At 41.8% G+C, this 26,728-nt stretch carries 21 protein-coding genes and 1 pseudogene; all 22 read left to right on the top strand.

Annotated features, from left to right (window positions below):
- A pseudogene (locus AC5GD6_RS04105) lies at positions 1 to 355 on the top strand (lipopolysaccharide biosynthesis protein); the annotation flags it as partial.
- 171 nt (positions 356 to 526) lie between these two features.
- Entirely contained in the window at positions 527 to 2,320 is a 1,794-nt protein-coding gene (locus tag AC5GD6_RS04110) for a phosphotransferase (RefSeq protein ID WP_464361092.1), read from the top strand.
- A 79-nt stretch (positions 2,321 to 2,399) separates the two neighbouring features.
- Entirely contained in the window at positions 2,400 to 3,338 is a 939-nt protein-coding gene (locus AC5GD6_RS04115) for a DMT family transporter (RefSeq protein ID WP_061102525.1), read from the top strand.
- Positions 3,339 to 3,427: 89 nt separating this feature from the next.
- A complete protein-coding gene (uvrA, locus tag AC5GD6_RS04120) occupies positions 3,428 to 6,319 on the top strand; it encodes an excinuclease ABC subunit UvrA (protein ID WP_491846296.1) in 2,892 nt (963 codons plus the stop codon).
- Positions 6,320 to 6,438: 119 nt separating this feature from the next.
- Positions 6,439 to 6,963: a Cys-tRNA(Pro) deacylase gene (gene ybaK, locus AC5GD6_RS04125; protein ID WP_491846297.1), complete on the top strand. Its 525-nt coding sequence runs from the start codon at positions 6,439 to 6,441 to the stop codon at positions 6,961 to 6,963.
- 82 nt (positions 6,964 to 7,045) lie between these two features.
- A complete protein-coding gene (gene murJ, locus AC5GD6_RS04130; protein WP_491846298.1) occupies positions 7,046 to 8,674 on the top strand; it encodes a murein biosynthesis integral membrane protein MurJ in 1,629 nt (542 codons plus the stop codon).
- Between the two features lie 313 nt (positions 8,675 to 8,987).
- Positions 8,988 to 11,753: a pyruvate, phosphate dikinase gene (gene ppdK / locus AC5GD6_RS04135; RefSeq protein ID WP_416447593.1), complete on the top strand. Its 2,766-nt coding sequence runs from the start codon at positions 8,988 to 8,990 to the stop codon at positions 11,751 to 11,753.
- 175 nt (positions 11,754 to 11,928) lie between these two features.
- A complete protein-coding gene (locus AC5GD6_RS04140; protein WP_491846299.1) occupies positions 11,929 to 12,981 on the top strand; it encodes an acyltransferase family protein in 1,053 nt (350 codons plus the stop codon).
- A 203-nt stretch (positions 12,982 to 13,184) separates the two neighbouring features.
- A complete protein-coding gene (rplS, locus tag AC5GD6_RS04145) occupies positions 13,185 to 13,526 on the top strand; it encodes a 50S ribosomal protein L19 (protein WP_061102519.1) in 342 nt (113 codons plus the stop codon).
- Between the two features lie 127 nt (positions 13,527 to 13,653).
- A complete protein-coding gene (rnhB, locus tag AC5GD6_RS04150; RefSeq protein WP_276776426.1) occupies positions 13,654 to 14,466 on the top strand; it encodes a ribonuclease HII in 813 nt (270 codons plus the stop codon).
- Between the two features lie 142 nt (positions 14,467 to 14,608).
- A complete protein-coding gene (locus AC5GD6_RS04155; RefSeq protein WP_416428229.1) occupies positions 14,609 to 15,139 on the top strand; it encodes a YraN family protein in 531 nt (176 codons plus the stop codon).
- A complete protein-coding gene (locus AC5GD6_RS04160; protein WP_491846300.1) occupies positions 15,132 to 16,697 on the top strand; it encodes a YifB family Mg chelatase-like AAA ATPase in 1,566 nt (521 codons plus the stop codon). Before AC5GD6_RS04155 ends, AC5GD6_RS04160 begins: the two co-directional genes overlap by 8 nt.
- Positions 16,694 to 17,704 carry a DNA-processing protein DprA gene (locus AC5GD6_RS04165; RefSeq protein ID WP_416454150.1) on the top strand — a complete coding sequence of 337 codons (1,011 nt, stop codon included), beginning with the start codon at positions 16,694 to 16,696 and terminating at the stop codon, positions 17,702 to 17,704. Before AC5GD6_RS04160 ends, AC5GD6_RS04165 begins: the two co-directional genes overlap by 4 nt.
- A gap of 80 nt (positions 17,705 to 17,784) precedes the next feature.
- Entirely contained in the window at positions 17,785 to 19,209 is a 1,425-nt protein-coding gene (trmFO, locus tag AC5GD6_RS04170; RefSeq protein WP_311439184.1) for a methylenetetrahydrofolate--tRNA-(uracil(54)-C(5))-methyltransferase (FADH(2)-oxidizing) TrmFO, read from the top strand.
- Between the two features lie 7 nt (positions 19,210 to 19,216).
- Positions 19,217 to 20,230 (top strand): tyrosine recombinase, encoded by a 1,014-nt coding sequence (locus AC5GD6_RS04175; RefSeq protein ID WP_311439185.1) that lies wholly within the window; start codon positions 19,217 to 19,219, stop codon positions 20,228 to 20,230.
- 282 nt (positions 20,231 to 20,512) lie between these two features.
- On the top strand, positions 20,513 to 21,286 hold the full coding sequence (gene rpsB, locus AC5GD6_RS04180; protein ID WP_061102561.1) for a 30S ribosomal protein S2: 774 nt from the start codon (positions 20,513 to 20,515) through the stop codon (positions 21,284 to 21,286).
- A gap of 36 nt (positions 21,287 to 21,322) precedes the next feature.
- On the top strand, positions 21,323 to 22,198 hold the full coding sequence (gene tsf, locus AC5GD6_RS04185) for a translation elongation factor Ts (RefSeq protein ID WP_061102513.1): 876 nt from the start codon (positions 21,323 to 21,325) through the stop codon (positions 22,196 to 22,198).
- A gap of 211 nt (positions 22,199 to 22,409) precedes the next feature.
- A complete protein-coding gene (pyrH, locus tag AC5GD6_RS04190) occupies positions 22,410 to 23,138 on the top strand; it encodes a UMP kinase (protein ID WP_061102512.1) in 729 nt (242 codons plus the stop codon).
- Between the two features lie 65 nt (positions 23,139 to 23,203).
- Positions 23,204 to 23,749, top strand: coding sequence for a ribosome recycling factor (frr, locus tag AC5GD6_RS04195; protein WP_416436989.1), 546 nt, complete (start codon positions 23,204 to 23,206; stop codon positions 23,747 to 23,749).
- Positions 23,750 to 24,529 (top strand): undecaprenyl pyrophosphate synthase, encoded by a 780-nt coding sequence (gene uppS / locus AC5GD6_RS04200; RefSeq protein ID WP_061102510.1) that lies wholly within the window; start codon positions 23,750 to 23,752, stop codon positions 24,527 to 24,529.
- Positions 24,526 to 25,515, top strand: coding sequence for a phosphatidate cytidylyltransferase (locus tag AC5GD6_RS04205; protein ID WP_311430853.1), 990 nt, complete (start codon positions 24,526 to 24,528; stop codon positions 25,513 to 25,515). Before uppS ends, AC5GD6_RS04205 begins: the two co-directional genes overlap by 4 nt.
- Positions 25,512 to 26,726 (top strand): 1-deoxy-D-xylulose-5-phosphate reductoisomerase, encoded by a 1,215-nt coding sequence (dxr, locus tag AC5GD6_RS04210; protein ID WP_491846301.1) that lies wholly within the window; start codon positions 25,512 to 25,514, stop codon positions 26,724 to 26,726. The genes AC5GD6_RS04205 and dxr overlap by 4 nt, the downstream gene beginning before the upstream one ends.
- The last annotated feature ends 2 nt before the right edge of the window (positions 26,727 to 26,728 follow it).

Genomic DNA, 26,728 nt, shown 5'->3' on the forward strand with positions numbered 1-26,728 from the left:
CTGTTTGGCGGCATGGTTTTTAGGAATCGAAGTTCTTGGTGCGCTTTATGGGGTTCCGCTTGCAGCATATAAGCTTGAACTTATGCTTCTCATTGTTGGTGGACTTTTTAATGCCAGTGGCATAATTCTTTACTATGCAGTAGTAACGATGCGCATGCAAAAGTACATTTTTGCTGCGTATGGTCTTGCGTCTTTGTTTGCATTTTGTGCATATGGATTGGTGGATACCTATAAAATTCGTGGTGCGGTCATGATATATGATGCAGCGATGTTAATCGTTGCCCTTGTTTTTCTATGCGTTACGCTTGTGGGATTTATGCAAACAAAACGGAGCAAGCGTTCAAAGACCCTGTAAAATCATGCAACTATGACCTGCCTCCGTATCCAAGCCTCTTTGTGTTCAGATTATGATATCTCAATAAAATAATTGAACGTTCAATTAATTATAACTATACTTAAAAAATGAACGCAAGAGAGCGTTACCGTATGGATACCATGTTGGTATCGTAGTTGTAAAGGACAGATGATGAGTCTTAGTAGAGCTATGTTTTATATTTTGCGCGCGCAAGGAAGTTCCCAGCAGCTCTATACCCAGCGTGAGCTTTGTGAAATAACGCATATGTCATTAGGTTCGGTAAATAAGGCATATGCACAGGCAAAACATGCTGGATATCTTGTAGATGGACGTCTAAGCGAAAAGGGTCGCGCTGCATTAAAGCCCTACGAAGTCCACAATGCAATTATTATGGCGGCTGGTTTATCATCTCGTTTTGCACCCATTTCCTACGAACGTCCTAAAGGTGTTCTTAAAGTTAAGGGCGAAGTTCTTATTGAGCGCCAAATTAAGCAGCTACTCGAAAAGGGTATCTCAGATATTACGGTTGTTGTTGGTTATAAAAAGGAATGTTTTTTCTATCTTGCGCAAAAATATGGTGTGGATATTGTAGTGAATCCTGATTATGCAACGCGCAATAATAACTCAACCTTATGGCATGTCAAAGATCGCCTGAGTAACACCTTTATTTGTTCGTCTGATAATTACTTTGTTATTAACCCCTTTGAGCGCTATGTCTATCGAGCATATTACGCAACGCAGCATGTAGATGGTGATACAAATGAATGGTGCGTAACAACAGGGGCACAAGGGCGTATTACCAAGGTCACTATTGGTGGTCATAACAGCGATATTATGCTTGGTCATGTGTATTTTGATACGGCTTTTTCACAAAAATTTGTTGATATTTTGCAGGCAGAATACCCGAAACCCGAGACTGCAGATAAACTTTGGGAAGATATTTATGTTGATCATCTTAAAGAATTGTCCATGGTTTCAAAATTGTATTCGAGTGATGACATTAAAGAATTTGATTCACTTGAGGATTTAAGATCGTTTGACCCTCATTTTTTGGAAAATGTTGACTCTGAGGTATTTGATAATATTTGTAAAACTCTTTCGTGTTCAAAACAAGATATTGGTGGATTTTATCCACTTAAGCAAGGTCTTACCAATTTGTCTTGTCATTTTACGGTGTGCGGTAAAGAATATGTGTATCGTCATCCAGGCGCTGGTACCGATAAAATGATCGACAGAACAAGTGAGCGCGCGGCGCTTCTTAAAGCTCGTGAATTAGGGCTTGACACTACATTTATCTATGAAGATGAACAAAAGGGTTGGAAAATTTCGCGTTTTATACCCAACGCGCGTACCCTTGATCCAACCGATGATGAGCAGCTTAAACGTGCCATGCAGATGTGTAGAACGCTTCATGACAGCTCGGCGCACCTTGCTCGTCACTTTGATTTCTTTGATGAAGGCTTGCGCTACGAGCAGCTTCTTAAAGAGCATGGACCTATTGATATTTATGGTTACGATGAATTAAAAGAAAAAGTAACCTTACTTAAATCGTATACAGAGGCTGATGGGTATCCTTTATGCATTTCACATAATGACTTCTATATGCTTAATCTTTTGTTAGACGAACACGACACCATGACGCTTATAGACTGGGAATATGCAGGAATGTCTGATATTGCCAATGACTTTGGAACATTTTGCGTATGTTGCTCGCTTGACGACCAGCGTGCCAATAGATGTATTGATTATTATTTTGGGAGAAAAGCTTCAGATAAAGAGCGTCGACATTTTTGGGCGTACGTTATTTTTGCAGGCTGGTGCTGGTATATTTGGTCGCTTGAAAAAGAGGCCGAAGGCGAAAATGTTGATGTGTGGCTCTATATTTACTACCGCTATGCCAGCGAATATATCGATAAAATTTTAGCTTGGTATGAAAGTGGTATTGCTCCAACTTGGACAAACTAAGCGTAGTAATAATTTGTATTCTTGAATATCTATATGCTTTGAATGCATGAGTGCTTAGGTATAAGCAGGGGAGACATATATGAAATTTGGTCTTTTAAGCGGTATCTTATGGGGTTTAGATACCTGTATTTTAGGCATCGCATTTTTGTATCATCCATTTAGTAGCGCACTTGACGCAGCTTTGGTGTGCGCGGCTGTTCACGACATTATAAGTGCGTTAGTTTTGATTACCCTGGTTGTTGCGCGTGGAAAATTTTCTCAGTTTTTGCAGGCATTGCGTACAAAAGGAGCTCTCATCATATGTTGTGGCGCTCTTATGAGCGGCCCTGTTGGTATGAATGCGTATATGTCGAGTATCAACAATATAGGACCAGCTCCAACTGCAATTATCTCGGCATTTTATCCTGCTGTTGGTACATTTCTTGCGGTATTCTTTCTTAAGGAATCTATGAATATTCAACGTCTTGTTGCCCTTTTTGTGGCGCTTGCAGGTGTTATTATGGTTGGCTTGCAAACTGCACAAGGTTCAGTTGAAGGAAACACGATTATTGGCGTTGCAGCAGCATTTATCTGTGTTCTTGCATGGGGCTCTGGTGCTGTCTTTGCCTCATGGGGCTTACAATCTACCCAAGATTTAGATTGCGATGTAGCGCTTTTAATTCATGAGCTTACTTCCAGTCTTACCTATGCTTTAATTGTACTGCCTTTAGTTGGTGCATGGGGTTTTGTGGCACAGATGTCAGTTGCACCCGCCAGTATATTTGTTGTAGGAGCAGGTATTGCAGGCGCTTTGTCGTACTTGTTCTACTACAAAGCAATCGACGTTACAGGGGCTGCGCGTGCGATGGCGTGCAATATTTCTTATTGCGCGTGGGCTCTCATTTTTTCATCGTTGTATGCAGCTACTATGCCTAATCTTATGAGTATTGGTTGTTGTATTGCTATATTTGTGGGTACTATTTTATCAGCAACACCTGATTGGTCGGTCTTTTTACCTCAAACAGATAAACACATGTAAGACGCGCAAAAACATGGGTATCCTTGATATCATTAAGATAGAATTTTGAGATAGAATTTTGGTAGTCAGCTTTACTTGGGAGCGTATTGATGAGTGACAGAGTAATTTCGATTAAGGGCGCGCGTGAACATAATCTAAAAAATATTTCACTCACCATCCCTCGCAATAAATTGGTTGTTATCACGGGCCTTTCAGGTTCAGGAAAATCAAGTCTTGCATTTGATACCATTTACGCGGAAGGCCAACGGCGTTATGTTGAGTCTTTGTCAAGCTATGCGCGCATGTTTTTAGGGCGTATGAATAAACCCGATTTAGATTCTATCGAAGGCCTTTCTCCAGCAATATGTATAGATCAAAAGACAACTGGTCATAATCCGCGTTCTACCGTTGGAACGGTTACCGAAATTTATGATTATATACGTCTGTTATATGCGCGGCTTGGTTGTGCACATTGTCCTGAGTGTGGGTGCGTGATAAAAAAACAAACCGTCGACGAAGTGATCGACCGCATTCTTGAGCAAGCGCCTAACCGACGTGCATATGTCCTGTCACCTGTTGTTATAGGTAAAAAAGGACAGTTTACCAAGCTGTTAGATGATTTACGGCGCGAAGGCTTTTCTCGTGTTCGTATTGACGGCACTTTTATGCTACTTGACGACGATATCTCCTTAAAGAAGCAGGTAAAACACACTATAGACGTTGTTGTTGATCGTTTGGTTTTACGCACAACGAGTCGGGTTCGTATTGCGGAGGCATGTGAGAATGCTACCAAGTTATCCGCTGGTCGCGTTATTTTTTATGTCTTAGAAGCGCGTGAGCAGACGGGTCAACACGCAGATATGATAAAGAATGAGAGTGCTTTTGAGGCGCAATTTTCATTAGCTTTGGCTTGTCCTGTTCATGGACACTCTATAGATGAGCTCCAACCACGAGATTTTTCATTTAACGCTCCCTATGGTGCATGTCCAGATTGTGATGGGCTTGGAAGTAAGCGATCCATTGATGTTGATGAAATTATCGAAGATCCACGGTTATCGGTTGCAGAAGGCGTTTTTGGTGGCGTTCTTGCGCGCTCAAATTATTATTCTCAGATCCTCGATGCTGTTTGTAATTTTATGGGTGCCTCTTCCGCAACTCCATATAAAGATTTATCAGATTCGTGTCAGCATGCGCTGCTCTATGGGTTAGGATCACAGGAAATTCCTGTTAGGTATCACACCAAAGATGGACGCATTAACGAGTGGAAAACAACTTTTCCAGGTATTTGTGATGTGCTTTTTGATAAGTATCAAGAAACTACCTCTGAAACTATGAAGCAGCATTTTGCAAAATTTATTAAAGAAGTTCCCTGCACAACGTGTAAAGGTGCTCGTCTTAAGCCCGAATACTTGGCGGTTACTGTTGGTGATAAAAATATCCAGCAACTTTGTGACCTTTCATGTGCTGAGGCTCTGTCCTTTGTGCAGTCGCTTCATTTTGACGAGCGACTTTCTGCGATTGCACAACCGCTTCTTAAAGAAATTCGTACACGACTTGAATTTATGGTACATGTTGGCTTGGATTACCTTACGCTTGCACGAAGTGCGTCTACTCTTTCTGGTGGGGAAGCGCAACGTATTCGCCTTGCAACGCAAATTGGATCGGGATTAACAGGCGTGCTTTATATTTTGGATGAGCCTTCAATTGGTCTTCATCAAAAAGACAACGATCGTCTTATCACTACGCTTAAACAGCTTCGCGATCAGGGTAATACCGTAATTGTGGTTGAGCATGATGAAGATACTATTCGTGCTGCCGATTATGTAATTGATATGGGACCAGGTGCAGGCGAGCTGGGCGGAGACGTAATTGCTCAGGGTACGCCCTCACAAATTATGCGTGCAAAGCATTCGCTGACGGCAGACTATCTTGTGGGTCGACGAAAAATTGCTGTACCACGCCTGCGCCGAACAGGTACAGGACATGCGTTTACTCTTTCAGGTGCTGCCGAAAATAACTTACAAAACATAGAGGTGTCAATACCGTATGGAACATTTACCGTTGTAACAGGTGTTTCTGGTTCGGGTAAATCTTCTTTGGTTACAGATACCCTAGCACCACTTTTAGCCCATGAAATCAATCATTCAAAACAGCGCATAGGGGCATATAAAAGTTTTTCGGGTCTCTATGATAGCCAGCATAAAACCTATATTGATAAAGTTATCAATATAGATCAGTCGCCTATTGGTCGAACCCCTCGTTCTAATCCTGCTACGTATATTGGACTATGGGACGATTTGCGCGCCCTGTTTGCTTCTCTTCCCGATAGTCGCGCGCGCGGTTATAGCGCTGGACGTTTTTCGTTTAACGTTTCAGGCGGTAGGTGCGAGGCATGCAAAGGTGACGGACAACTCAAAATTGAAATGAACTTTTTACCTGATGTTTATGTGCCTTGTGAAGTTTGCCATGGCAGGCGCTATAATCGCGAAACGCTTGAGATTTGCTATAAAGGAAAATCTATAAGCGATGTGTTAGACATGACTGTTCACGAAGCTCTTGCCTTTTTTGCGTCAATTCCCAAGATTTCGCGGAAACTGCAAACACTCTACGATGTTGGTTTGGGCTATATTCACTTAGGCCAAAGTGCAACAACGCTTTCTGGTGGGGAAGCGCAGCGTGTTAAGTTGTCTCGCGAATTACATCGTCAGCAAACGGGAAAAACGTTTTATATTTTGGACGAACCTACAACGGGTTTGCATTTTGAAGATGTGCGTATGCTTATTGAGGTTCTGCAAAAATTAGTAGATGCTGGCAACACCGTGGTTATTATCGAGCACAATTTAGACGTTATCAAAGTTGCTGATTATCTTATCGACCTAGGTCCTTTAGGAGGAGCGCGCGGTGGTAACGTTATCGCAACAGGTACGCCCGAGGAGCTTGCGGCCTGTGAGAAAAGTTATACAGGACTCTATCTAAAAAGAGTTTTACCTGCCAAGGCATAATTTCTAAGGTTCTACTTTCGCAAATGAGATGAAGAATGTATTCGCGTATTATAATGAAATCTAAATTGCACAAATTGCATATGGATTTTTCTGTTTCTTGCTAGATAGAAAGACGTTGGATGAAGCATACAAAACAGCCGCGTGTGCAAAAAACAAATGCCATGCGTGAACTTGACACAAAAGGCGTGAGCTACACCGTTCAAACCTATGATGCACACAATGAAGATACCTCAACAGGCGTTGGCGTACGTATTGCTCAATCATTAGGAAACGAAGTTGACGCGTCCTTTAAAACGTTGGTTACTACTCATGGCGGCTCTTCCTATGTTGTATGTTGTATTCCCGTCAATGCCGAGCTTGACCTTAAGAAGGCTGCAAAAGTTTCGCAAGAAAAATCTTTGTCAATGGTACATGTCAAAGATCTAGAAGCTCTTACAGGTTATATTCGCGGTGGATGTAGTCCTATTGGCATGAAAAAAGAATTTTATACGATTATTGATGAAACGGCATTGTTGTTTGATCTTATTACGATTTCTGGCGGCAAACGAGGTATTACGCTTAAACTTAATCCACGTGATTTACAAACGCATTTTCAGTTTCATTTTGAAGATATTTGCCACGATGCATTAAAAGCACAAGCATGACAGATGCATTTTGATTATTCGTGCATATAGATTTCTACGTTTTAGATACTGATGAAAAGATTTATATGTTTGAAAGGTTTATATGGAAACATACAAGCAGTCTTCTTCTGATGTAAGCTCCCAAAACCGAGAGCAGCAACTTGGGAAAAGCGCGGCGCTCATTAGCGTGCTCGTTATTATAAGCCGAATAACAGGTTTTATTAGAACGTGGGCTCAGGCATATGCACTTGGTGCTACCGTTATTGCCAGTTGCTATTCTGTTGCTAACAATTTGCCCAATCAGCTCTATGAATTGGTCATTGGCGGAATGCTTGTAACTGCTTTTCTTCCCGTATATTTAAGCGTTAAAAAGAAATCTGGAATACACCAGGCAAGTGAATACGCTTCTAATTTGACGTCTTTGGTTGTTATTCTTATGACGGCGGTTACCGTCATTGGTTTTATTTTTGCAGGTCAGGTTGTTTATACTCAGTCATTTTCAGCACGAAGCGATTTTGACACGGCGTTGGCGGTGTATTTCTTTAAGTTCTTTGTTATAGAAGTATTGCTTTATGCATTAAGCTCTATTTTTTCTGGTATTCTTAACGCCGAACGCGACTATTTTTGGAGTAGTGCGGCACCCATTTTTAATAACTTTGTAACGATTGCTTCGTTTTTAGCCTATGCATTTTTGGTAAATTCATACCCTGTAGCAGCGCTTATTATATTAGCCCTTGGTAATCCACTTGGTGTTTTAATTCAAGTTGTGCTTCAAATTCCTTCTCTTATTAAGCAAGGTATTCGTTTGCGTTTTCACGTTGATCTTAAAGATCCTGCACTTAAAGATACGCTTTCCATAGGCATTCCGTCTTTAGTTGTTATGGTTGGATCATTTGTAACGGTATCTGTGCAAACAAGCTCGGCTCTTTCGGTGTGCGCTGAGGGTGCATCCATAGCGTTTTATGCACGTCTTTGGTATACCTTGCCCTATGCAATTCTTGCAGTACCTATAACTACAGCTATGTTTACCGAGCTCTCATATGATATTGCAAAACATGATATGAAGTCGTATTGCGCGGGTATACAAACGGGTACGCAAAAAATCTTGTTTTTAATGATTCCTTTTTCCCTGTTTCTTATTATGTATGCATTACCCCTTGTCCACCTTATGGCTGCAGGAAAATTTAATCCGCAACAACTACAAGATACTGCTTTATATTTGGCTGGATTAGCGGTTAGTTTACCTGCGTACGGTGTGTGTATGTATTTGCAAAAAATTTGCTCATCTCTGCGCACCATGAAATATTACGCATTTTCTGCGCTTGTAGCATCACTTATTCAGGTGGCGTTTTGCATATATCTTACGCCGCTTTTTGGACTGTGTATGGTTGCTCTATCAAGCTCAGTGATGTTTGTAGTTGTGGATATCCTTACCTTCATTATGCTTTTTTCACGTTTGCGCGGGCTTTCACTTTTGTCATTTGTTCTATCATGTTTTCGCGCGTTCATTTGTGGCCTTGCGGGTGCTGTGGTTGGAGGATTTATTTTTTGGTTGAGTGGTCATGGTGCTTTGTTATATGACTCAAGCTTGACTGTTGGTTTAGCGTTGGTGCTTGGTATGCTTATACTGTCTGGTGTGCCTGCACTTGTAGTTACCTTTGGGTTTGCTTGGGTGTTTCATATGCCCGAAATCGATTTTATTCGCTCACTTGTTCATAAAAAACAGCTGTAAAATTTAGAGGGTATTATACCTACGTAAAAGTGCATACGCATGTTGTGGAAGGATTTTTAAGGAAAAAATTGCGAAATCACTTCCTAGTATAGCGTAATTTATACATTTTGTATTCATAGATTTATTTACAGAAAAAAATACTCCACTTGTCGAACAGATAAAGGTCTTTGTTGCGTAATAAGTACAATGAACTTTGTTACATAAACAGTTTATATGCTCGTGCAGATTATATATCAGCACATAAACGTATAAAGGTTAGGAAGAGACACGTCATATAACGATGTGTAAGAACAGGCGAAATGAGGGGTGTTTTATGGCTGAAAAACACGTATACCGTTTTGGTAATGACGAAAACGGTAATAACGTTACCGAAGTTGCCGGTGCTTCTGTTAATGAAGCAAAATGGATAACCGGTGGTAAAGGTGCCAATCTTGCCGAAATGGCAAATATTGGTCTTCCTGTTCCTCCTGGATTTTCTATTACCTGTCAAACATGTGTTGCGTATGCTACGCATAACAATACGTGGCCAGCAGGTGTTTTGGATGAGATCGATGTTGCTCGTAAAGATCTTGAACGTCGCATGGGTAAAAAACTTGGCGATCCTCAAGATCCACTGCTTGTCTCAGTACGTTCAGGTGCTCCTTTTTCGATGCCTGGTATGATGGATACTGTTTTGAACCTTGGTCTTAACGATGTTTCTGTTCAAGGTTTAATTAAACAAACCAATAATGAGCGTTTTGCATGGGATTCTTATCGTCGTTTTGTTCAGATGTTTTCTAACGTTGTTATGGGTATTGATGGTGACTTATTTGAAGAGGCTATCAATGAGAAAAAGGAAGAAAAAGGCGTTCGCTTAGATACCGAACTTAATGCAGAAGATCTTAAAGATCTTACGCAGACATTTAAGAAAATCTTTGCTAAAAACGTTGACTCTCAAGCTCATCCTGAGGTTGCTCCTGATGGGAAAGCTTCCTTCCCACAAGATCCATATCTCCAACTTCGTCTTGCCGAGCAAGCTGTATTTGGAAGCTGGATGAATGAGCGTGCATGCATTTATCGTAAGCAAAATAAGATTGATGATAATCTTGGTACTGCTGTTAATGTACAGGTTATGGTCTTTGGTAATAAAGGCGAAACATCTGCAACTGGTGTTGCTTTTACGCGTAATCCTGCCGATGGTACCAATGAGCGCTACGGTGACTTCCTTATTAATGCGCAAGGTGAAGACGTTGTTGCAGGTATTCGTAATACCGAGCCTATTGCCGATTTGGTAAAAGTTCCTGCGCTTAAAGAAGCCGGTAAAGAACTTTTCCATGTCTTTGAGATCTTGGAAGATCATTATGCCGATATGATGGATATCGAATTTACCATTGAGCAAGGCAAACTTTGGATGCTGCAAACTCGTGTTGGTAAACGTACTGCACTTTCCGCGCTTCGTGTTGCCATTCAAATGGTTGACGAGGGTCGTATTACTCGCGAGCAAGCAATTATGCGTGTTGCGCCCGAGCAACTTGACCAACTGCTTCACCCACAATTTGATCCAAAAGCAAAAGTTGATGTCATTGCTAAAGGTATGAATGCCTCACCTGGTGCTGCGGTAGGTGCCGTTGTATTCTCGTCTGATGCTGCAGTTCACTATCACAATATCGAGAAGCCTTGCATTCTTGTACGTTGGGAAACTACTCCAGATGACCTTCGTGGTATGGTTGCGGCAGAAGGTATTTTAACTTCTCATGGTGGAAAAACTTCGCATGCAGCTGTAATTGCACGTGGTATGGGCGCTCCTTGTGTCTGTGGTGCAGAGGCACTTCGTATTGATGCAAAGGCAAAACAGGTAGAAATTAGTGGCACTGGTGTAGTTCTTCATGAGGGCGATATCATTTCTATTAACGGAACAACAGGTGACATTATTCTTGGAGAGGTTCCTCTAACTCGTCCCGAGCTTACGGGAGACCTTGAAACCATTCTTGAATGGGCAGATGATGTCCGCCGTGATGCATCTCGTGGTCGGATCTTTGGCGTTCGTACCAATGCCGATAATCCAGCTGACGCACAACTCTCTGTTGATTTTGGAGCCGATGGTATTGGTCTGGATCGTACCGAGCACATGTTCTTGGGCGAGCGTAAACAAATTATTCAGTCGTTTATTTTGGCTGAGTCAGATGGCGCAAAGCAGCAAGCTTTAGGTCAGCTCCTTCGTGTTCAAACCGAGGACTTTGTTGGTATGTTTAAAGCTATGGACGGCAGAAATGTTATCGTTCGTTTGCTTGACCCACCTCTGCATGAGTTCTTGGATGATCCACGCGCAGTAGCCGTACAGCTTGCACATGCTGAAGCACGCGGTGAGCATGACACAACCCTTAAGGCCATGCGTGCACACCTTGCTCGTCTTGATTCCTTCCAAGAAGCAAACCCCATGCTGGGACTTCGTGGTTGTCGTTTGGGTATTGTGTATCCCGAGCTTAATGACATGCAAGTTCGTGCTATTGCAGGTGCTGCTGCACGTCTTAAAAAAGAAGGATTTAATCCATGTCCTGAAATCATGGTTCCGCTTATTTCTACCGTTGAAGAGCTTAAGCTTGTACGTAGTCAAATTGAAGATGTTGTTGAAGCTGTTGCCGAGTCAGAAGGTGTTGAGCTCCACATTCCTGTTGGATGCATGATTGAGCTTCCTCGTGCAGCTGTAACGGCAGATGAGATTGGTAAATATGCAGACTTCTTTAGCTTTGGTACTAATGACCTTACTCAAACGGTATTTGGTTTCTCACGTGATGACGTTGAATCTGCATTTATTCCTCAGTATCTTAATAAAAAGATCTTGAAGAGTAACCCATTTGAAACGCTTGACTCAGGTGTTGCAAAATTGGTAGATGTAGCTGTTAAGGGTGGTCACCAAGCTAATCCAACTATCGTGTGTGGTGTATGTGGTGAGACCGGAGGAGATCCTCAATCTATCCAGATGTATTATGACCTTGGATTAGATTATGTATCCTGCTCGCCTTATCGTGTTCCTATTGCTCGTTTGGCAGGAGCACAAGCTAAGATCAATTCTAATGGCGGACCTGCTCAGGTTAAATAATCGCTGTTGTTCACACAGAGCGTATTAAACCGTGCAAAGTGTTAGTTCTTTTGATTCTGTGCACAATTGTTAGCAGCCACGTAAATTCGGTACAATCTTTGTATGAAGGTTGTACCGTTTTTTTGTTCTACCTTCTAGTTAACTGGAACGATATAAAGATATGGATTACTGATATATGCAAGATTTGCCTTTTAATACACGTGTGCTTACACGGCATAATAATCTTAATTTTTTACGTTTTATAGCTGCATTTTCTGTTATTTTTTCGCATTCCTTTACAGTAAGTGAAGGATCAGATGCTCTTGGCACTCCTTTAGACGTAATTACGCAAAATCGTTTAAGTATCGGTGGTATTGCTGTTGCGTTTTTCTTTCTTATCAGTGGGATTCTTATTGCAAAAAGCTGTGAAACTCATTCTTCTGTCAGGAAGTTTTTCAAAAATCGCCTATTGCGTATATTTCCCGAGTTAATTGTTTGTGTGCTTTGTTCAGTGTTTATACTAGGATTATGTGTTACTACGTATTCTTTTGATGTGTACGTTACATCTGCTGATACCTACCGCTATCTGCTGAATATTTGTCTTATTCCCATACATGCTTTACCGGGAGTCTTTGAGAACAATCCGTATCCTCATGTGGTAAATGCATCTCTTTGGGCAATTACCGCAGAGTTTATATGTTACCTCTTTTGCTTTGGCCTGTATAAGCTCACGCATTTTAAGCACACATACATGCGCGCTCTCAACGTTATTGTTGCTGTATTTGCACTTCTTTACTATGTATTTGGATCGTATACGATGCTTAGTTTTGTAAGAGCATTACTTGAGTTTTATATTGGTATTCAAATTTGGGTTTATCGCGATAAAGTACCTTTAGATCACCGTTTATGTTTAGCGGCTTGTCTTTTGTGCGTTCTTCTTATCCTGTTTGGCTATGACTTAGCTTCTATGTTACTTTTCTTTCCTTACCTTACCATATGGGGAGGATGGGGAACAAAACCCATTTTCGAGCATTTCAGCCAGAAGCACGATTATTCATATAGTATCTTTTTGTGGGGATTTCCTACCGAGCAGCTGGTAGCATATTTGTTTGTCGGAATTCCTTGGTACGGCGTTGCTCTCTTAAGTTGTGTGCTTTCATTGGTTTTTGCATTTATTTCTGTGCAAGTTATATCGTTCGTTGAACAAAATATTAAGTCTTGTATCTTAAAGAAACAACTATGTAGTTAATTGCGGTTGTTTGCGTTGTTTTGTTTAAGTCGGTATATATTTGTTCCCGTGCACCCCTCATGGTAACATGTGCATATTGCGAAGGTTTTTGTAGCTTTTAAGTATTATCACGTTTGAACCTAAATTGTGCGGTAACATTTAAACCTGTATGTATAGCTATGTGTCGTTCACATGTGTCGGCACCTCTAGAGAATGGATGTGTAATGGATTACATTCAAGCACTTGAGCGTCAGCAAATACGTGAAGATTTGCCACACGTAATTCCTGGCGACAATGTTAAAGTTCACTATCGTATTAAAGAGGGTGAACGTGAGCGTGAACAGGTGTTTCAAGGCGACGTTATCCGCATGAGCGGTGCAGGTGCACGCGAAACATTTACTGTTCGTAAAGTGAGCTTTGGTGTAGGTGTTGAGCGTACGTTCCCGCTTCACTCACCCAAGATTGCAAAGCTTGAAGTTGTACGTCACGGTGACGTTAATCGTTCTAAGCTTTACTATCTTCGCGATCGTGTTGGAAAAGCTGCACGCATTCGTGAGAAACGCTAAGCTGAGCTGCATAAAAGTCACCTTCGGGTGGCTTTTTTTGTTATCGACTTTATTTATACTGGTATAAGCAGAAAAGTTTGTCTATCTCTTTACGCACCGCGTATCAGGTACGTTATGGAAACTCATCATGGATAATGTAACATCTCACACACAAATCGAACAGGGTGCGCTTAAAACTAAGACACTCACCTGTTCAGATATTATTACCGTTTTGCGCGAGACGTCTTTTGAGGAGCTCAATGCGGTAATTGAACACTATGCACACGATGAACGCAAGAGTGTACAAGCAGCAGTTGCAAGAGCTTTCAAGCGTTATGACCTTGAGTGCAAGGAGCGCGCTCGTGTTAATGATATGTATGCGCTTCAAGAGAAATTAGGTGGCGCTGGCGCCATCATAGGTGTTGATGAGGTTGGACGCGGCCCTCTTGCCGGTCCTTTGGCAGTAGCTGCGGTGATTCTTCCCCAAGAGCCTCACATTTGGGGTCTTAACGATTCAAAGAAACTAACCCCTTTGGAGCGTGAGCGCCTAGATGTCCAAATTCGTGCTTGCGCTCGTGCGATTGGAATTGCATTTACAAGTCCTGAGGATATTGACAGATTTGGTATTGTTTCGTGCCTACGTGAAACCATGAAGTGCGCTATTTTGCAAACTGGTGTTGAACCAGACTGTGTGTTGATTGATGGCAATCCTATTCACGCGCATCCCAAAGAGAAAACGCTGGTAAAAGGTGATAGCCGTATTGCTTCTATTGCCGCAGCGTCAATAGTTGCAAAGGTTGCCCGTGATCGCCTTATGCAAGATTTGGATACACGCTATCCTCAATATCATTTTGCTGAAAATAAAGGTTATGGATCCAAGGCACATATTGATGCGATTAAAACCTACGGTTTAAGTCCTGTACATCGTAAATCATTTTGTAAACATTTTACAGTTGCTTGAGAATCTATGTAGTGCGGTTTTTCCTTTTGTTACGAGTATTTTTTAGTTATCTACAAATATTTTTTACAAGTTAGCGCCAAGTTTTGTGCATGTTTGTAGGCTCAAAATGTCCTTTAGGCAAAGCTTCAGGAAAGAAGGCAGCATGAAGGAACATTTTGGGTCAGAGGTAGCTTCTGCGGATTCTATCGAGTCTTGTGCATCACATAAGCAAAAAGCTACAAAACGCGATAAGAGACAGACGAAAGAAAAAACCAACGATTCGGTAAAAACTCCGCGTAAGTCCGCAGTTAACACTTTAACTAGCAAGGAACTTGGCACATTGGGTGAAAATCTTGCCTGTTGTTTTTTAGAACGGCAGGATTTTGAAATTTTGGATCGTAATTGGAAATGCCCAGATGGTGAAGTTGATATTATTGCTTCAAAGGATGATGAGACTGTTTTTGTTGAAGTAAAAACACGCTTGCAGAACAAATCAGGGGAGCTTTTTCCAGAGATTGCTGTTGATAAACAAAAACAAGCGCGCTATATTGCCTTGGCTCGTAGTTATAACACTGCTTATCCTATGTGCGCAAACATACGTTTTGATGTTATTGCATTGGCAATTTTAGATGATTCACATGCTCAGCTAAGACATATTCAGTCTGCATTTGAATGGGACGGGCTCTATGAGTGAGGCTGTTACCATTCACACGGCTATGCTGCGAGGAATAGAAGCAATTCCAGTTAAAGTTGAAGTTTCTACTTCAAGTGGTATTCCTGGGATAACGCTTGTGGGAAATCCTGATATATCGGTTTTAGAATCTCGCTCGCGTGTGCGTTGTGCGCTTAAAAGCATAGGTGTTAATTTACCCAGAAAGCATATCACTATCAATCTTTCACCTGGTGAGATAAGAAAAACGGGAGCGGGATTTGATTTACCAATTGCGGTGGCGCTATTGTATCTAACGCACTCGATGCCTTTAGCCGATATTGAAAAGTGCCTGTTTATAGGCGAGCTTGCCTTGGATGGAAGCGTGTGTCCTATACGAGGGTATATGGCATACTATAAATTGGCACGCGCTTTACATAAAATGGTGGTTTGTTCAGCTTTAAGCGTAAACGATATACATGCCAAGCATACGCTTTACTGTCAGCGTCTAAGCGAATTTATGAATGGTATTCCTTGGCTTATGCGAAAATGTAGCGATACAAGTGCGGTGGTTCTTAAAAAGCGCCTACGCCAATCTGTGCATACGTATGATTTTATAGACGTTATAGACCAAGAAGCTGCAAAACGTGCATGTGTGATAGCCGCAGCAGGCAATCATGGATTGCTGATGATAGGCCCTCCAGGCGCAGGTAAAACAATGCTTGCGCAACGTATCCCTTCGATTCTTCCACGTTTAAGTGTTGCACAGAAAGACGAAGCTTTGCTTATTCACTCGGTAGCCGGACTTCCTTTAGACCTGCTTTCTCAAGGAATTCCACCTTTTAGGGCTCCGCATCATTCTATATCAACTGCGGGACTTATAGGTGGAGGAAGGCCGGTTTTACCAGGAGAAATATCACTTGCTCACATGGGTGTACTTTTTCTTGATGAATTACCAGAATTTGCTTCGAATGTGTTACAAACCTTACGCCAACCGTTTGAGGAAGGTGAGGTGCGTCTTATTCGCGCAGAAGGAGTGTATGTTTTTCCTGGTAAGTTTATGTTTATTGCTGCTGCAAATCCTTGCCCCTGCGGATATTTAGGTGATAGTGATCATGAATGCGTATGCACCGAGGCAAAAATTTTAAAGTATCAATCTAAGCTGAGTGGACCTTTAGTTGATCGTATCGATATGTGTATTGATATACAACGTCCCTCACCGCAAAAAATACTTAATGGTGTACAGGGTCTTTCATCTGCCCAAATGCAAGCAATGGTAGAAAAAGCTCGTGCGTTTAGAGCTCAACGTGAAGAGAAACTAAAGGACGCTTTAGGTGGCGCATGTTCGCATGCTACGTCTGTTATGGATCAAAAATCGGATAGCAACCAATTAAAAAATAAAGCTATTGCGTGTGAAGCTCTGTCGCCTGAAGCAAAATCTAAGCTTAACCAAATAGCATTGAGAACAGGACTTGGGGGTAGGGGGTTGTCGCGCATTGTACATGTTGCTCGAACGATAGCAGACTTGGCAGAGCATGAACGCGTTGAAGTTGAGGACATGCTGGAAGCTTGTATGCTTAGAAATAGAAAAGGGAGTTTATGAGAAGATGTGTGAACATAGACAATAACGTATCTGCTGCCATAGAGCCACAAGTAATGCAACAAATGTGTATGTCCGAGCACAACATGGCTTTGTCTTGTACGCATGTGCAGAGTGCATGGGAGCTTACGGACGTAGATTCGTGCTATCCTTGCGCGCTACGTGACCTTGAACATCCGCCTCAGCGTTTGTATGGTATAGGAAATGCAGATGTCCTACAAAAACCGTGCATATCTATTATTGGCGCTCGTGATGCCACACCTTATGGAAAATCTTTAGCACAGCTCGCAGGACGTATTTCTGCGGAGTGCGGTTTAACGGTAGTTTCAGGTGGTGCGAAAGGCTGTGATTACGCTGCCTTGCGTGCCGCGCTTCATGCTCAAGGAAACATTTGTATTGTTTCGGGATGTGGAGCCGATAAAATATATCCATCATCGTCAAAAGACATTTTTGAAGAAGCAAAAAGTGGTAGAGGTTGTGTTGTTGCGCTTGAAACGTGGGGATCTTCGCCAAAGCGTTATGCGTTTCCAAAAAGAAATAAGATTATTGCTGCTTTATCGCGTGTGCTTATTATCTGTGAGGCAAATCATAAGTCGGGTACCATGAGCACTGCCGAAACCGCCGTTCAATTAAATCGCATGTTATATGCTTGTCCAGGTTCAATTTTTTCTCCGCTTTCAAATGGTACGAATGCACTTATTGCTAACGGAGCAGCGATCATTACCTCAGAAAAAGATCTTGAGGAACGCATTAGTTTGGATTTCAATTCGCTACGCTTAACTTGTGAATCTCCCAAGCCGCATTTAGGTGCAATTATGTCTGCGTTATTTGCAAATCCTATGCGTGCAGATGATTTAGCGCAGCAGCTCGACGAACAGATTATAACGATTCTTTCTACCTTGGGCGATTTTGAAGCACAAGGTTTAGTTAAACGCTTAATTGATGGACGATTTTCCCCAACGACTCAAGCGTATCTATATTATGGGAAAAAGAGCGAAGATAGCTTGTAGGTTCTCTTCTTGGGAATAATTTACGCTAAACTTATATGCGTAAGGTATGAGTTTATAAGTTCATTTTGAGAAAGGTACACATGGAACCGCGCGTAACTATCATAGGAGCAGGTCTAGCTGGTAGCGAATGTGCTTTGCAGCTTGCGGCTCGACACATCTATGTTGATCTCTATGATATGAAACCTTCAAAAATGAGCCCTGCTCACCATAGTCCTAACTTTGCAGAACTTGTCTGTTCTAACTCTCTAAAGAGTCTTAAATTAGAAAGTGCAGCAGGCTTATTAAAACACGAACTTTCAATGCTGGGTTCGTATCTGATGAAGTTTGCTTTTCAAGCTCAAGTTCCAGCTGGTGGGGCACTGGCAGTTGATCGCGACGTTTTTTCGCACTTGGTCACGTGCGCGCTTGAACAAAATCCCTTTATAACAATACATCATCAAGAAGTAGTTGACATTCCCCAAGGAAATGTGGTTATTGCTGCAGGTCCTCTTTGTTCCGACGGCCTTTTTAATCAGCTTATTTCTTATCTTGGCTCTTCATCATTATCGTTTTTTGACGCTGCTGCTCCTATTGTTGATGTTGAAAGTATAAATTTTGACCTTGTTTTTAAGCAATCCCGGTATGCGCACAGTTGCGCTTGTGACACTCAATCAGCTGCACAAGGTGACTACCTTAACTGCCCGTTTACCAAGGATGCGTACCTTGCCTTTTATCATGAGCTTATCAATGCAAAGCGAGCTATTTCAAAAGATTTTGAGCAAAAAGACCTTTTTTCTGCATGTCAACCTGTTGAAGAAGTTGCAAGAACAGGCGTTGATTCCCTGCGTTTTGGAGCATTAAAACCCGTTGGAATTTCGTATCCAAAAAACCATCCCCATTTGCACATTAATACTTCTGGCGCAGCATTTACAAGACCGTATGCCGTGTGCCAATTGCGAAGTGAAAACTCTCAAAGAACGGCTTATAATCTTGTGGGTTTCCAAACAAACTTGCTTTGGGGAGAACAAAAGCGCGTGTTTCGTATGATTCCAGGTCTTGAAGAAGCAGAATTCTTCCGTTATGGAGTTATGCACCGAAATTCTTTTGTCGATGCTCCAAAATGCCTGGATACTACATTTAAGATTCCGCATACCAAGATACGTCTTGCTGGGCAAATTACAGGAACAGAAGGATATACAGAGGCTATAGCTTCTGGTTTATTTGCAGGTCTTAATACCTATTGCGAACTTATGGATCACCCTTCTATACAGCTACCTGTTACGGGTGCGTTTGGCTCACTTGTAGCTTATGCAACCAATCCTCAAACAAGTACCTATCAGCCTATGCATGTTAATTTTGGTCTTATGCCTGTGTTTGAGCATACCATTAAATCAAAAGCAGATAGATATAAAGCCTACGCACTTCGTGCAGAAACAGATCTTAGTGCCTACCTTCAAAATCATCCTGAGCTCCTTGTTGAAAGTGTTGTACAAGATGTTGCAGCTTTAAACAATGTATGTGGGTGAGTGTTGTATGAGTGATGCTATATCTTCTCAAACGAGTGAAAATGTAGAGATTAATTCTTCGCACGTTATAAACTCTTGTGATATAAGACCAGGTGATGATGCATATTCTGCGTATGTGCAGGAGCTTATGGAATCGTTTATTCAGCATCTTATGACCACTCAAAATTTATCGGAAAATACAACTCGTGCATATGAAACAGATCTTAAAGCGTATGTGCGTTGGCTTATAAAAAACTCCTATGATCTCCTAGATATTTCACATAAACAGCTACGGTCATATTTAGCACAATTATATGCAGCTCGCTACGCTTCGCGTACCATTAATAGACATTTATCTGCTATTCGAGCGTGGTATAAATGGCTTGTTCGTAAAGGACTCACCAAAAAAGATTCTGCGGCAGCACTGGCAAGTCCAAAGATTCCCAAAACACTTCCTCATGTTTTAAGTGAATCTTCTATTGAAAAGTTACTTGCCACATGCCAAGAAGATACGGTATGCGGTTTACGAGACCGCGCCCTCTTGGAGTTACTTTATGCAACAGGTTGTCGTATATCTGAAGCTGCTCATTTGTGCGTTTCTGATATATCGTTTGATTCAAAGCAAGTGAGGCTTTTTGGTAAAGGCTCAAAAGAGCGGATTGTGCCAATATATCCCGAATGTGCTCGTATTTTGCATATGTATCTAACAAACGCGCGACCAGTTTTGTTATCAAAACAAAAAAATCAAGGGCAATCTCAAACTAATCAACACGTTTTTATTTCAACACGTGGTAAGGCTATGAGCGATCAAGCTCTAAGATATGTCTTTGAGCACTACATGCGCTTAAGTCATCTTCAAGAAATGGCAACTCCTCATACGATGCGTCATTCGTTTGCAACCGAGTTGTTGTCGCATGGTGCAGATTTACGCAGTGTGCAGGAGCTTTTAGGACATGCAAGCCTAGCAACTACACAGATATATACACATGTTTCTGTTAATGCATTAAAAGACGCAGCCCGGCGCGCAAATCCACGCGCGTAATCTTGGATTGGTATACACGTGCTTGAAATGTATGCATGTAGTATTAAAATTTGTGGACGCTCTCAGTGGTTATGCGCAACATATGGAGCTGCGTAGTGGCTAAAAATAAGTATAGAAAAAACGTGTGGAGCTTGGTATACTTTATTGTTGCTGTGCAAGAGTGCAGTGTAAAAATACACACGTAAGCAGGACTTGTGTGCTCTGGTGCTTTAAATTCAGCCAAATTTAAAGTAGTGCTCAGGGATGATTGCTTACGGAGGATCAACCAATGGAGGTTTTATTATGGCTGTAAAGATCAATATTCGTACGCTTCTCGAAGCTGGTTGCCACTACGGACACCAAACTCGTCGCTGGAATCCAAAAATGAAGCCATACATCTTTGGCGAGCGTAATGGTATTTATATTCTTGATCTTAAACAAACTGTTGTAAATGCAGATAAAGCATATACTTTCCTTAAAAATTGCGCTTCAAAAAAAGGTCGTATTCTTTTTGTTGGTACCAAAAAGCAGGCTCAAGAGGCAGTTGCTGAACAAGCAAAACGTTGTGATATGCCCTACATCAATCAGCGTTGGTTAGGCGGTATGCTTACTAACTTTGTAACCATGCGTTCACGTATCGATCGTATGGAAGAGCTTGAGGCTATGGTTGAAGACGGTCGTATGGCTGCGCTTCCTAAAAAAGAGCAAGCCGTGTTGGGTAAAGAGCTCGAAAAGCTTCAGCGCAATCTTGGTGGTGTTCGTGATATGCACGCACTTCCTCAGGCACTCTTTATTGTAGATTCAAAGCGTGAAGAAATTGCAATTCGTGAGGCAAATCGTCTTCACATTCCTGTTGTTGCATTGCTTGACACTAACTCTGATCCTGATGTAGTTGATTATGGTATTCCTGCTAATGATGATGCAATTCGTTCGGTAAATCTTATGTGCGAACTTGTTGCTGATGCTGTTCTTGCTGGTAAGGGTAAAGAACAAATTTCTGAGGAAGAAATGAAGCAGGGTAGTCAAGAAGAAAAGGCACAAGAAGATTCTTCAGATAAAGAATCTGTTTCTGAGTAGTAGTATTGTAGACTCTAATCCTATAAAGGAGAAATCATGGCACAAATTAGCGCAGCATTGGTTAAACAACTCCGTGAAATGACCGACTCGCCTATGATGGAGTGTAAAAAAGCTTTAGTAGAAGCCGAGGGTGACATCGAAAAAGCTGTAGACGTACTTCGCAAGATGGGCGTTGCAAAGGCTGTTAAACGCGCTGGTCGTGATACGAATGAAGGTACCATTGCTGCTTATGTTTCTGAAGACGGTAAAACTGGTGCACTTTTGGAGCTTACTTGTGAAACAGACTTTGTAGGCACTAACCCTAAGTTTACTTCTTTTGCAAATAAACTGGCTCAATGTGTTGCACAGCATGATCCTAGTGACGTTGAGGCTCTTAAAGCATGTCCTTTGGATAATTCTACCGTTGCCGATGAATTAACTGAAATGATTCACGTTATTGGCGAGAACATGAAAGTTGCTCGTTTTCAGCGTGTTGTTGCTGAGGATGGTTGCTTGAGCAGCTACATCCATCTTGGTGGCAAGCTTGCAGATATTTGCCAATTTAGCTTTGACAAGCCCGAAACTGCTGAAAGCGAAGAGTTCAAGACATTTGCTCACGATGTTGCTATGCAAGTAGCGGCATCTGCACCTGTGAGCGCACGTCGTGAGGATGTTCCAGCTGATGTTATTGCTCATGAGAAGAGCATTTACATGGCTCAAGCTGCGGCAAGTGGAAAACCTGAATTTATTCAGGAAAAAATGGCTGAAGGCAAACTTGAGAAATACTTTAAAGAAAGCGTTTTAAGCGAACAAGAATTCATTAAGGATTCAAGCGTAACGGTTATTGAACTTGCTAAAAAAGTAGGTAAGTCTGTTGGTGATGACTCTATTAAGATCGTTTCATTTGTTCGTTATGCTTTTGGTGAAGAATAAGTTCTCTCATCTTTTGTATACGTAGTATTAACCCGATTTATCTTTGATAAGTCGGGTTTTTCTTGCTCATTTCTTTGTAACTTCTTTGCTTTGCGTACATTCCTTACTGAGCATGCGTGCTCTTCTGTTAAAATAAGAAAAACATGCATTACATGTGATGCACAGATATATGCGGCTTTTTTGCATATACGTTTATATGGAAAGGTTTACTATGTCGGCTTACAAATATAAGCGCGTTCTTCTTAAACTCTCAGGTGAAGCCCTTATGGGTAATAAAGACTTTGGTATTGATCCTGTTGTTCCTCAGCATATAGCGCACGAGCTTAAGCCTGCCTATGATGCAGGGCTCGAAATTGCTGTTGTAGTTGGCGGAGGCAATATTTTTCGTGGTCTTTCTGGCGCAGCTGCAGGTATGGATCGTGCTCAAGGCGATAACATGGGTATGCTTGCAACTGTTATCAATGCGCTTGCGCTTCAGGATACCTTTGAGCATAACGATATGCAATGTCGCGTTATGAGCGCAATTGAAATGCATCAGGTTTCAGAAACTTATATTCGACGTCGTGCAATACGTCATTTGGAAAAAGGCCGTATCACCATTTTTGCGGCTGGTACGGGAAATCCTTACTTTACAACCGATACAGCAGCTGCTTTGCGCGCTTGCGAAATTGGCGCGCAAGTTCTTATGAAGGCAACTAAAGTCGATGGTATTTACGATTGCGATCCCGTTAAGAATCCCAACGCAAAGAAATTCGACAAAATTACCTATATGGATGTCCTTAAAAAGGAATTGCAAGTTATGGATTCTACAGCAACCGCCTTATGCAATGATAATCATATGCCAATTATGGTATTCAATCTTGATGCAAAAGGTATTTTTGATCGTGCACTACAGGGCGAAAATGTTGGTACGGTTGTTTGTGAAGACACGTCTAAGTAGGTTTAGCACGCAGATATTATAGGAATTTTTTCGTGGTAGCATAGACAACAACATGAGGAGGATATATGAGCGCATATACCGATCAAGCACAAAAACACATGAATAAATGTATTGATGCACTTAAGAATAATTTTTCTAAGGTTCGTACCGGACGTGCAAATCCTCAGGTACTTGATGGTATTCGGGTAGATTACTATGGTCAGCCTACTCCAATTGTGCAACTTGCTGGCATTAAGGTTCCCGAGCCTTCAATGTTGGTTGTTGAGCCTTGGGATAAGTCTTCGCTTAAAGCTATTGAAAAAGCTATTGAATCTTCTGATTTAGGCATAACGCCTAGTAATGATGGAACTTCCATTCGTTTGCCGTTTCCTAAGCCAACCGAAGAGCGTCGCCGTGAACTCGTAAAAGAATGTAAGCAATATGCAGAAGACGCAAAAGTTGCTGTGCGAAACGCTCGTCGCGATGCTAATAATAAAGCAGAACGTGATGAAGAGCTTAATGAAGACGACGTTAGTCGCGAAAAGAAGGCTATCCAAAAGCTTACTGATGAGTTTGTAGCAAAGATAGACGAAATGCTTAAAGCTAAATCACAAGAGGTCATGGAGATTTAGTTGTCTATTTCACAAGAGTTAGCATCATATTTTTCTTGTCCGCCAGACGATACAAGTTTATCTGATATTTCGTTGGATCGTTTGCCTTCGCACGTTTCCATTATTATGGACGGAAACGGTCGTTGGGCGCAGGCGCGTGGCTTGGATAGAGCTTTAGGCCATAAAGCTGGAGTTTCCTCGCTTAAAGAAATTGTAACTGCTTCGGTTCGTTTGGGAATTAAGGTGCTGAGCGTTTATGCGTTTTCTACCGAAAATTGGAAACGTCCTCAGCACGAAGTTACTCTGCTTATGCACTTATTTGCTACCACTTTGGTTAAGGAGTTGCCTCTTTTTGCGCAAGAAAATGTTCGTTTGCGTTTCTTTGGCAATATTGACGCTCTTCCTGCAGCTACGCGTAAGGTATTTAAACAAGGCCTTCAACAAACTCAGCATAATACGGGCATGGTATTTGCGTTGGCAGTAAATTATGGTGGACGTTATGATCTTGTTCACGCAGCTCAAAGCATAGCTACCCAGGTACAAGATGGAAAACTTAAGCCGTCAGATATTGATGAGCAAGTGCTTTCGTCGTATCTTTATACCAGCGGCCTTCCTGATCCTGATTTGGTGATACGCACATCGGGTGAGATGCGTCTTTCAAACTATTTGTTGTACCAAATTGCATATTCTGAGCTTTATATAACCAAAACGTTATGGCCTGATTTTACTAAATGGGATTTCTTGAGAGCAATTAAATCATATCAAGAGCGAACGCGTCGATTTGGGGGTGTTCGTTCGTGAGTAAATTGCACGTTTTTACTAAAAGAGGCTCTGCTCATAAATCAGAGCAAGAAATACGCCCGCGCCTTACATCTGGTCTTGGCTTAGAGCGTGGTATAAAAAAGCTCGAAGAAAGACGCAGTCAAAAAGAATCGGTTAGGGAAAAAGGCGAGCTCAAAACGCAACGTGCTCGTGCATGGACCGAGAAGCTCTTACTTCGTGTATTTTCAGGTGTTTTATACTCGGTTGCTGTGGTGAGTTGTATTTATGCCGATCCTACGAGTACTGCATTTGCAATTGCAGCTATGGCATGGCTTTGCTGCTCAGAATTTTTTCATATGATTAAGCTCGCACACTATAATCCTTATGATTTTGTGGGGTTATTCGTTGCGTTGCTTTTTCCAATATTAGCCCTTTTTAATTCGTATACGCTTCTTTTGGGTACGGCAATACTTTATGCGTTAGTATTAAGCGTGTTTTATATTGCGTCTCCGCATGTTACGATAGCTGATACCGCCCTGAGTTTTTTTGCTCCCATGTATACGTCGCTGCTTTTTTCACATATCGTACTTTTAAGATGTAGCCAGCCAAATTTTAGTGCTGCCGTTTTAACGCTGGTAGTTATGTGTTCGGTTTGGGCAAATGATATTTCGGCGTATTTTGTTGGTTGTAATTTTGGTAAGCATCCGCTTGCACCTACCATTTCTCCGCATAAAAGTATCGAAGGGTTTTATGGTGGTCTTGCTGCGTCTGTTGTGGTGTGGTTTGGTATTTATTATTTCAAGCTCGTTCCTATTTCACTTGGATATGCTCTTATCTGCGGTTTAGTTGTGGGTATTGTTTCTGTCATAGGTGATTTGTTTGAATCTCGTATTAAACGCTCGGTGCACCTTAAAGATTCTGGCACTATAATGCCTGGTCATGGTGGTTTGCTTGACCGCAGCGATTCCATGCTTTTTGGGTGCACCGCAGCATATTTTTTGCTTGTTTTAGGTGGTCTTATATGAGTTTATTTACTACAAATTCTTCTCAGCAGTTTGATTCATCTTCATCTAATGAATATGCTCATAAACGCTTGCGTGTGGCAATTCTAGGTTCATCGGGTTCAATTGGCACTCAAACGCTTGATGTATGCCTCCAACACCGCGATAAGATTGATGTCGTTGCACTTTCAGTATTTAATTCGTGCGACGCTCTCGTTAAAGCGGCGCGTACATGTGATGCCCAGCACGTTGTCGTGGTTGATGAAACACATAAAAATGATGCCATCCTGGATAATCTTCCTGCCACGTGCTCGTGCAAATTTGGTTCTCAAGCGCTCCTTGATATTGTTCAAAGAGACGAAATTGACCTTGTTGTGTGTGCTATTGTTGGAGCTGCAGGCATGGAAGTGGGCTATCACGCGCTTAAATGCGGCAAGACACTTGCTTATGCTAATAAGGAATCGCTCGTTGTAGCTGGCGATCTCATTATGCCGCTTGTTAAGCCTGGGAAGCTTATCCCAGTTGATTCTGAACACAGTGCAATTTTTCAATGTCTTCAAGGCGAGTCGTTACGTGAATTAAGCGATATCTGGCTTACCTGTTCAGGGGGACCGTTTTACGCTAAAACGCGTGCTGAGCTTGCCGGAGTTACTGCCGCCGATGCACTTTGTCACCCTACGTGGAAAATGGGTTCAAAAATTACGATTGACTCGGCAACACTTATGAATAAAGGCTTAGAAGTCTTGGAGGCAACGCGTCTGTTTGAACTGCCAATTGATGACATTCATGTTGTTATCCACCGACAAAGCATGATTCATTCTATGGTTCAATTTAAAGATGGCACAACAAAAGCTCAACTTGGACCTTCTGATATGCGTATTCCCATTCAATATGCGCTCAGCTATCCTAATCGTTGGGATGCGCCATCAACAAAGTTACCCGACTGGCGAACTATTTCTGACCTTAGTTTTGCAGCTCCTGACACTACAACGTTTGGTTGCCTAAAACTTGCATTACAAGCAGGTAAAACGGGTGGAACCATGCCATGTATTATGAATGCTGCAAATGAGGTAGCTAATAAAGCATTTAGAGAAGGTTGCTGTTCATTTTTAGATATCGAACGTATTGTTGCCCAAACAATGCAAAAATGTGAGCCTGCACCCGTTGAATCACTTGAGCAACTTCGCGAAGTAGACACGCAGGCACGCATGTGTGCACAAACTTATCTATCTTAGTT

It is taken from the genome of Fannyhessea sp., from assembly GCF_986145555.1.

Excerpts from the sequence above, each read along its gene's own strand:
- AC5GD6_RS04160 (WP_491846300.1), top strand. The coding sequence starts at position 15,132 with ATGAGTGAGGCTGTTACCATTCACACGGCTATGCTGCGAGGAATAGAA.
- tsf (WP_061102513.1), top strand. The coding sequence starts at position 21,323 with ATGGCACAAATTAGCGCAGCATTGGTTAAACAACTCCGTGAAATGACC.
- pyrH (WP_061102512.1), top strand. The coding sequence starts at position 22,410 with ATGTCGGCTTACAAATATAAGCGCGTTCTTCTTAAACTCTCAGGTGAA.
- rnhB (WP_276776426.1), top strand. The coding sequence starts at position 13,654 with ATGGATAATGTAACATCTCACACACAAATCGAACAGGGTGCGCTTAAA.
- AC5GD6_RS04115 (WP_061102525.1), top strand. The coding sequence starts at position 2,400 with ATGAAATTTGGTCTTTTAAGCGGTATCTTATGGGGTTTAGATACCTGT.
- AC5GD6_RS04140 (WP_491846299.1), top strand. The coding sequence starts at position 11,929 with ATGCAAGATTTGCCTTTTAATACACGTGTGCTTACACGGCATAATAAT.
- AC5GD6_RS04175 (WP_311439185.1), top strand. The coding sequence starts at position 19,217 with ATGAGTGATGCTATATCTTCTCAAACGAGTGAAAATGTAGAGATTAAT.
- AC5GD6_RS04165 (WP_416454150.1), top strand. The coding sequence starts at position 16,694 with ATGAGAAGATGTGTGAACATAGACAATAACGTATCTGCTGCCATAGAG.
- ppdK (WP_416447593.1), top strand. The coding sequence starts at position 8,988 with ATGGCTGAAAAACACGTATACCGTTTTGGTAATGACGAAAACGGTAAT.
- rplS (WP_061102519.1), top strand. The coding sequence starts at position 13,185 with ATGGATTACATTCAAGCACTTGAGCGTCAGCAAATACGTGAAGATTTG.
- AC5GD6_RS04155 (WP_416428229.1), top strand. The coding sequence starts at position 14,609 with ATGAAGGAACATTTTGGGTCAGAGGTAGCTTCTGCGGATTCTATCGAG.
- AC5GD6_RS04110 (WP_464361092.1), top strand. The coding sequence starts at position 527 with ATGAGTCTTAGTAGAGCTATGTTTTATATTTTGCGCGCGCAAGGAAGT.
- trmFO (WP_311439184.1), top strand. The coding sequence starts at position 17,785 with ATGGAACCGCGCGTAACTATCATAGGAGCAGGTCTAGCTGGTAGCGAA.
- uvrA (WP_491846296.1), top strand. The coding sequence starts at position 3,428 with ATGAGTGACAGAGTAATTTCGATTAAGGGCGCGCGTGAACATAATCTA.
- frr (WP_416436989.1), top strand. The coding sequence starts at position 23,204 with ATGAGCGCATATACCGATCAAGCACAAAAACACATGAATAAATGTATT.
- murJ (WP_491846298.1), top strand. The coding sequence starts at position 7,046 with ATGGAAACATACAAGCAGTCTTCTTCTGATGTAAGCTCCCAAAACCGA.
- dxr (WP_491846301.1), top strand. The coding sequence starts at position 25,512 with ATGAGTTTATTTACTACAAATTCTTCTCAGCAGTTTGATTCATCTTCA.
- ybaK (WP_491846297.1), top strand. The coding sequence starts at position 6,439 with ATGAAGCATACAAAACAGCCGCGTGTGCAAAAAACAAATGCCATGCGT.
- rpsB (WP_061102561.1), top strand. The coding sequence starts at position 20,513 with ATGGCTGTAAAGATCAATATTCGTACGCTTCTCGAAGCTGGTTGCCAC.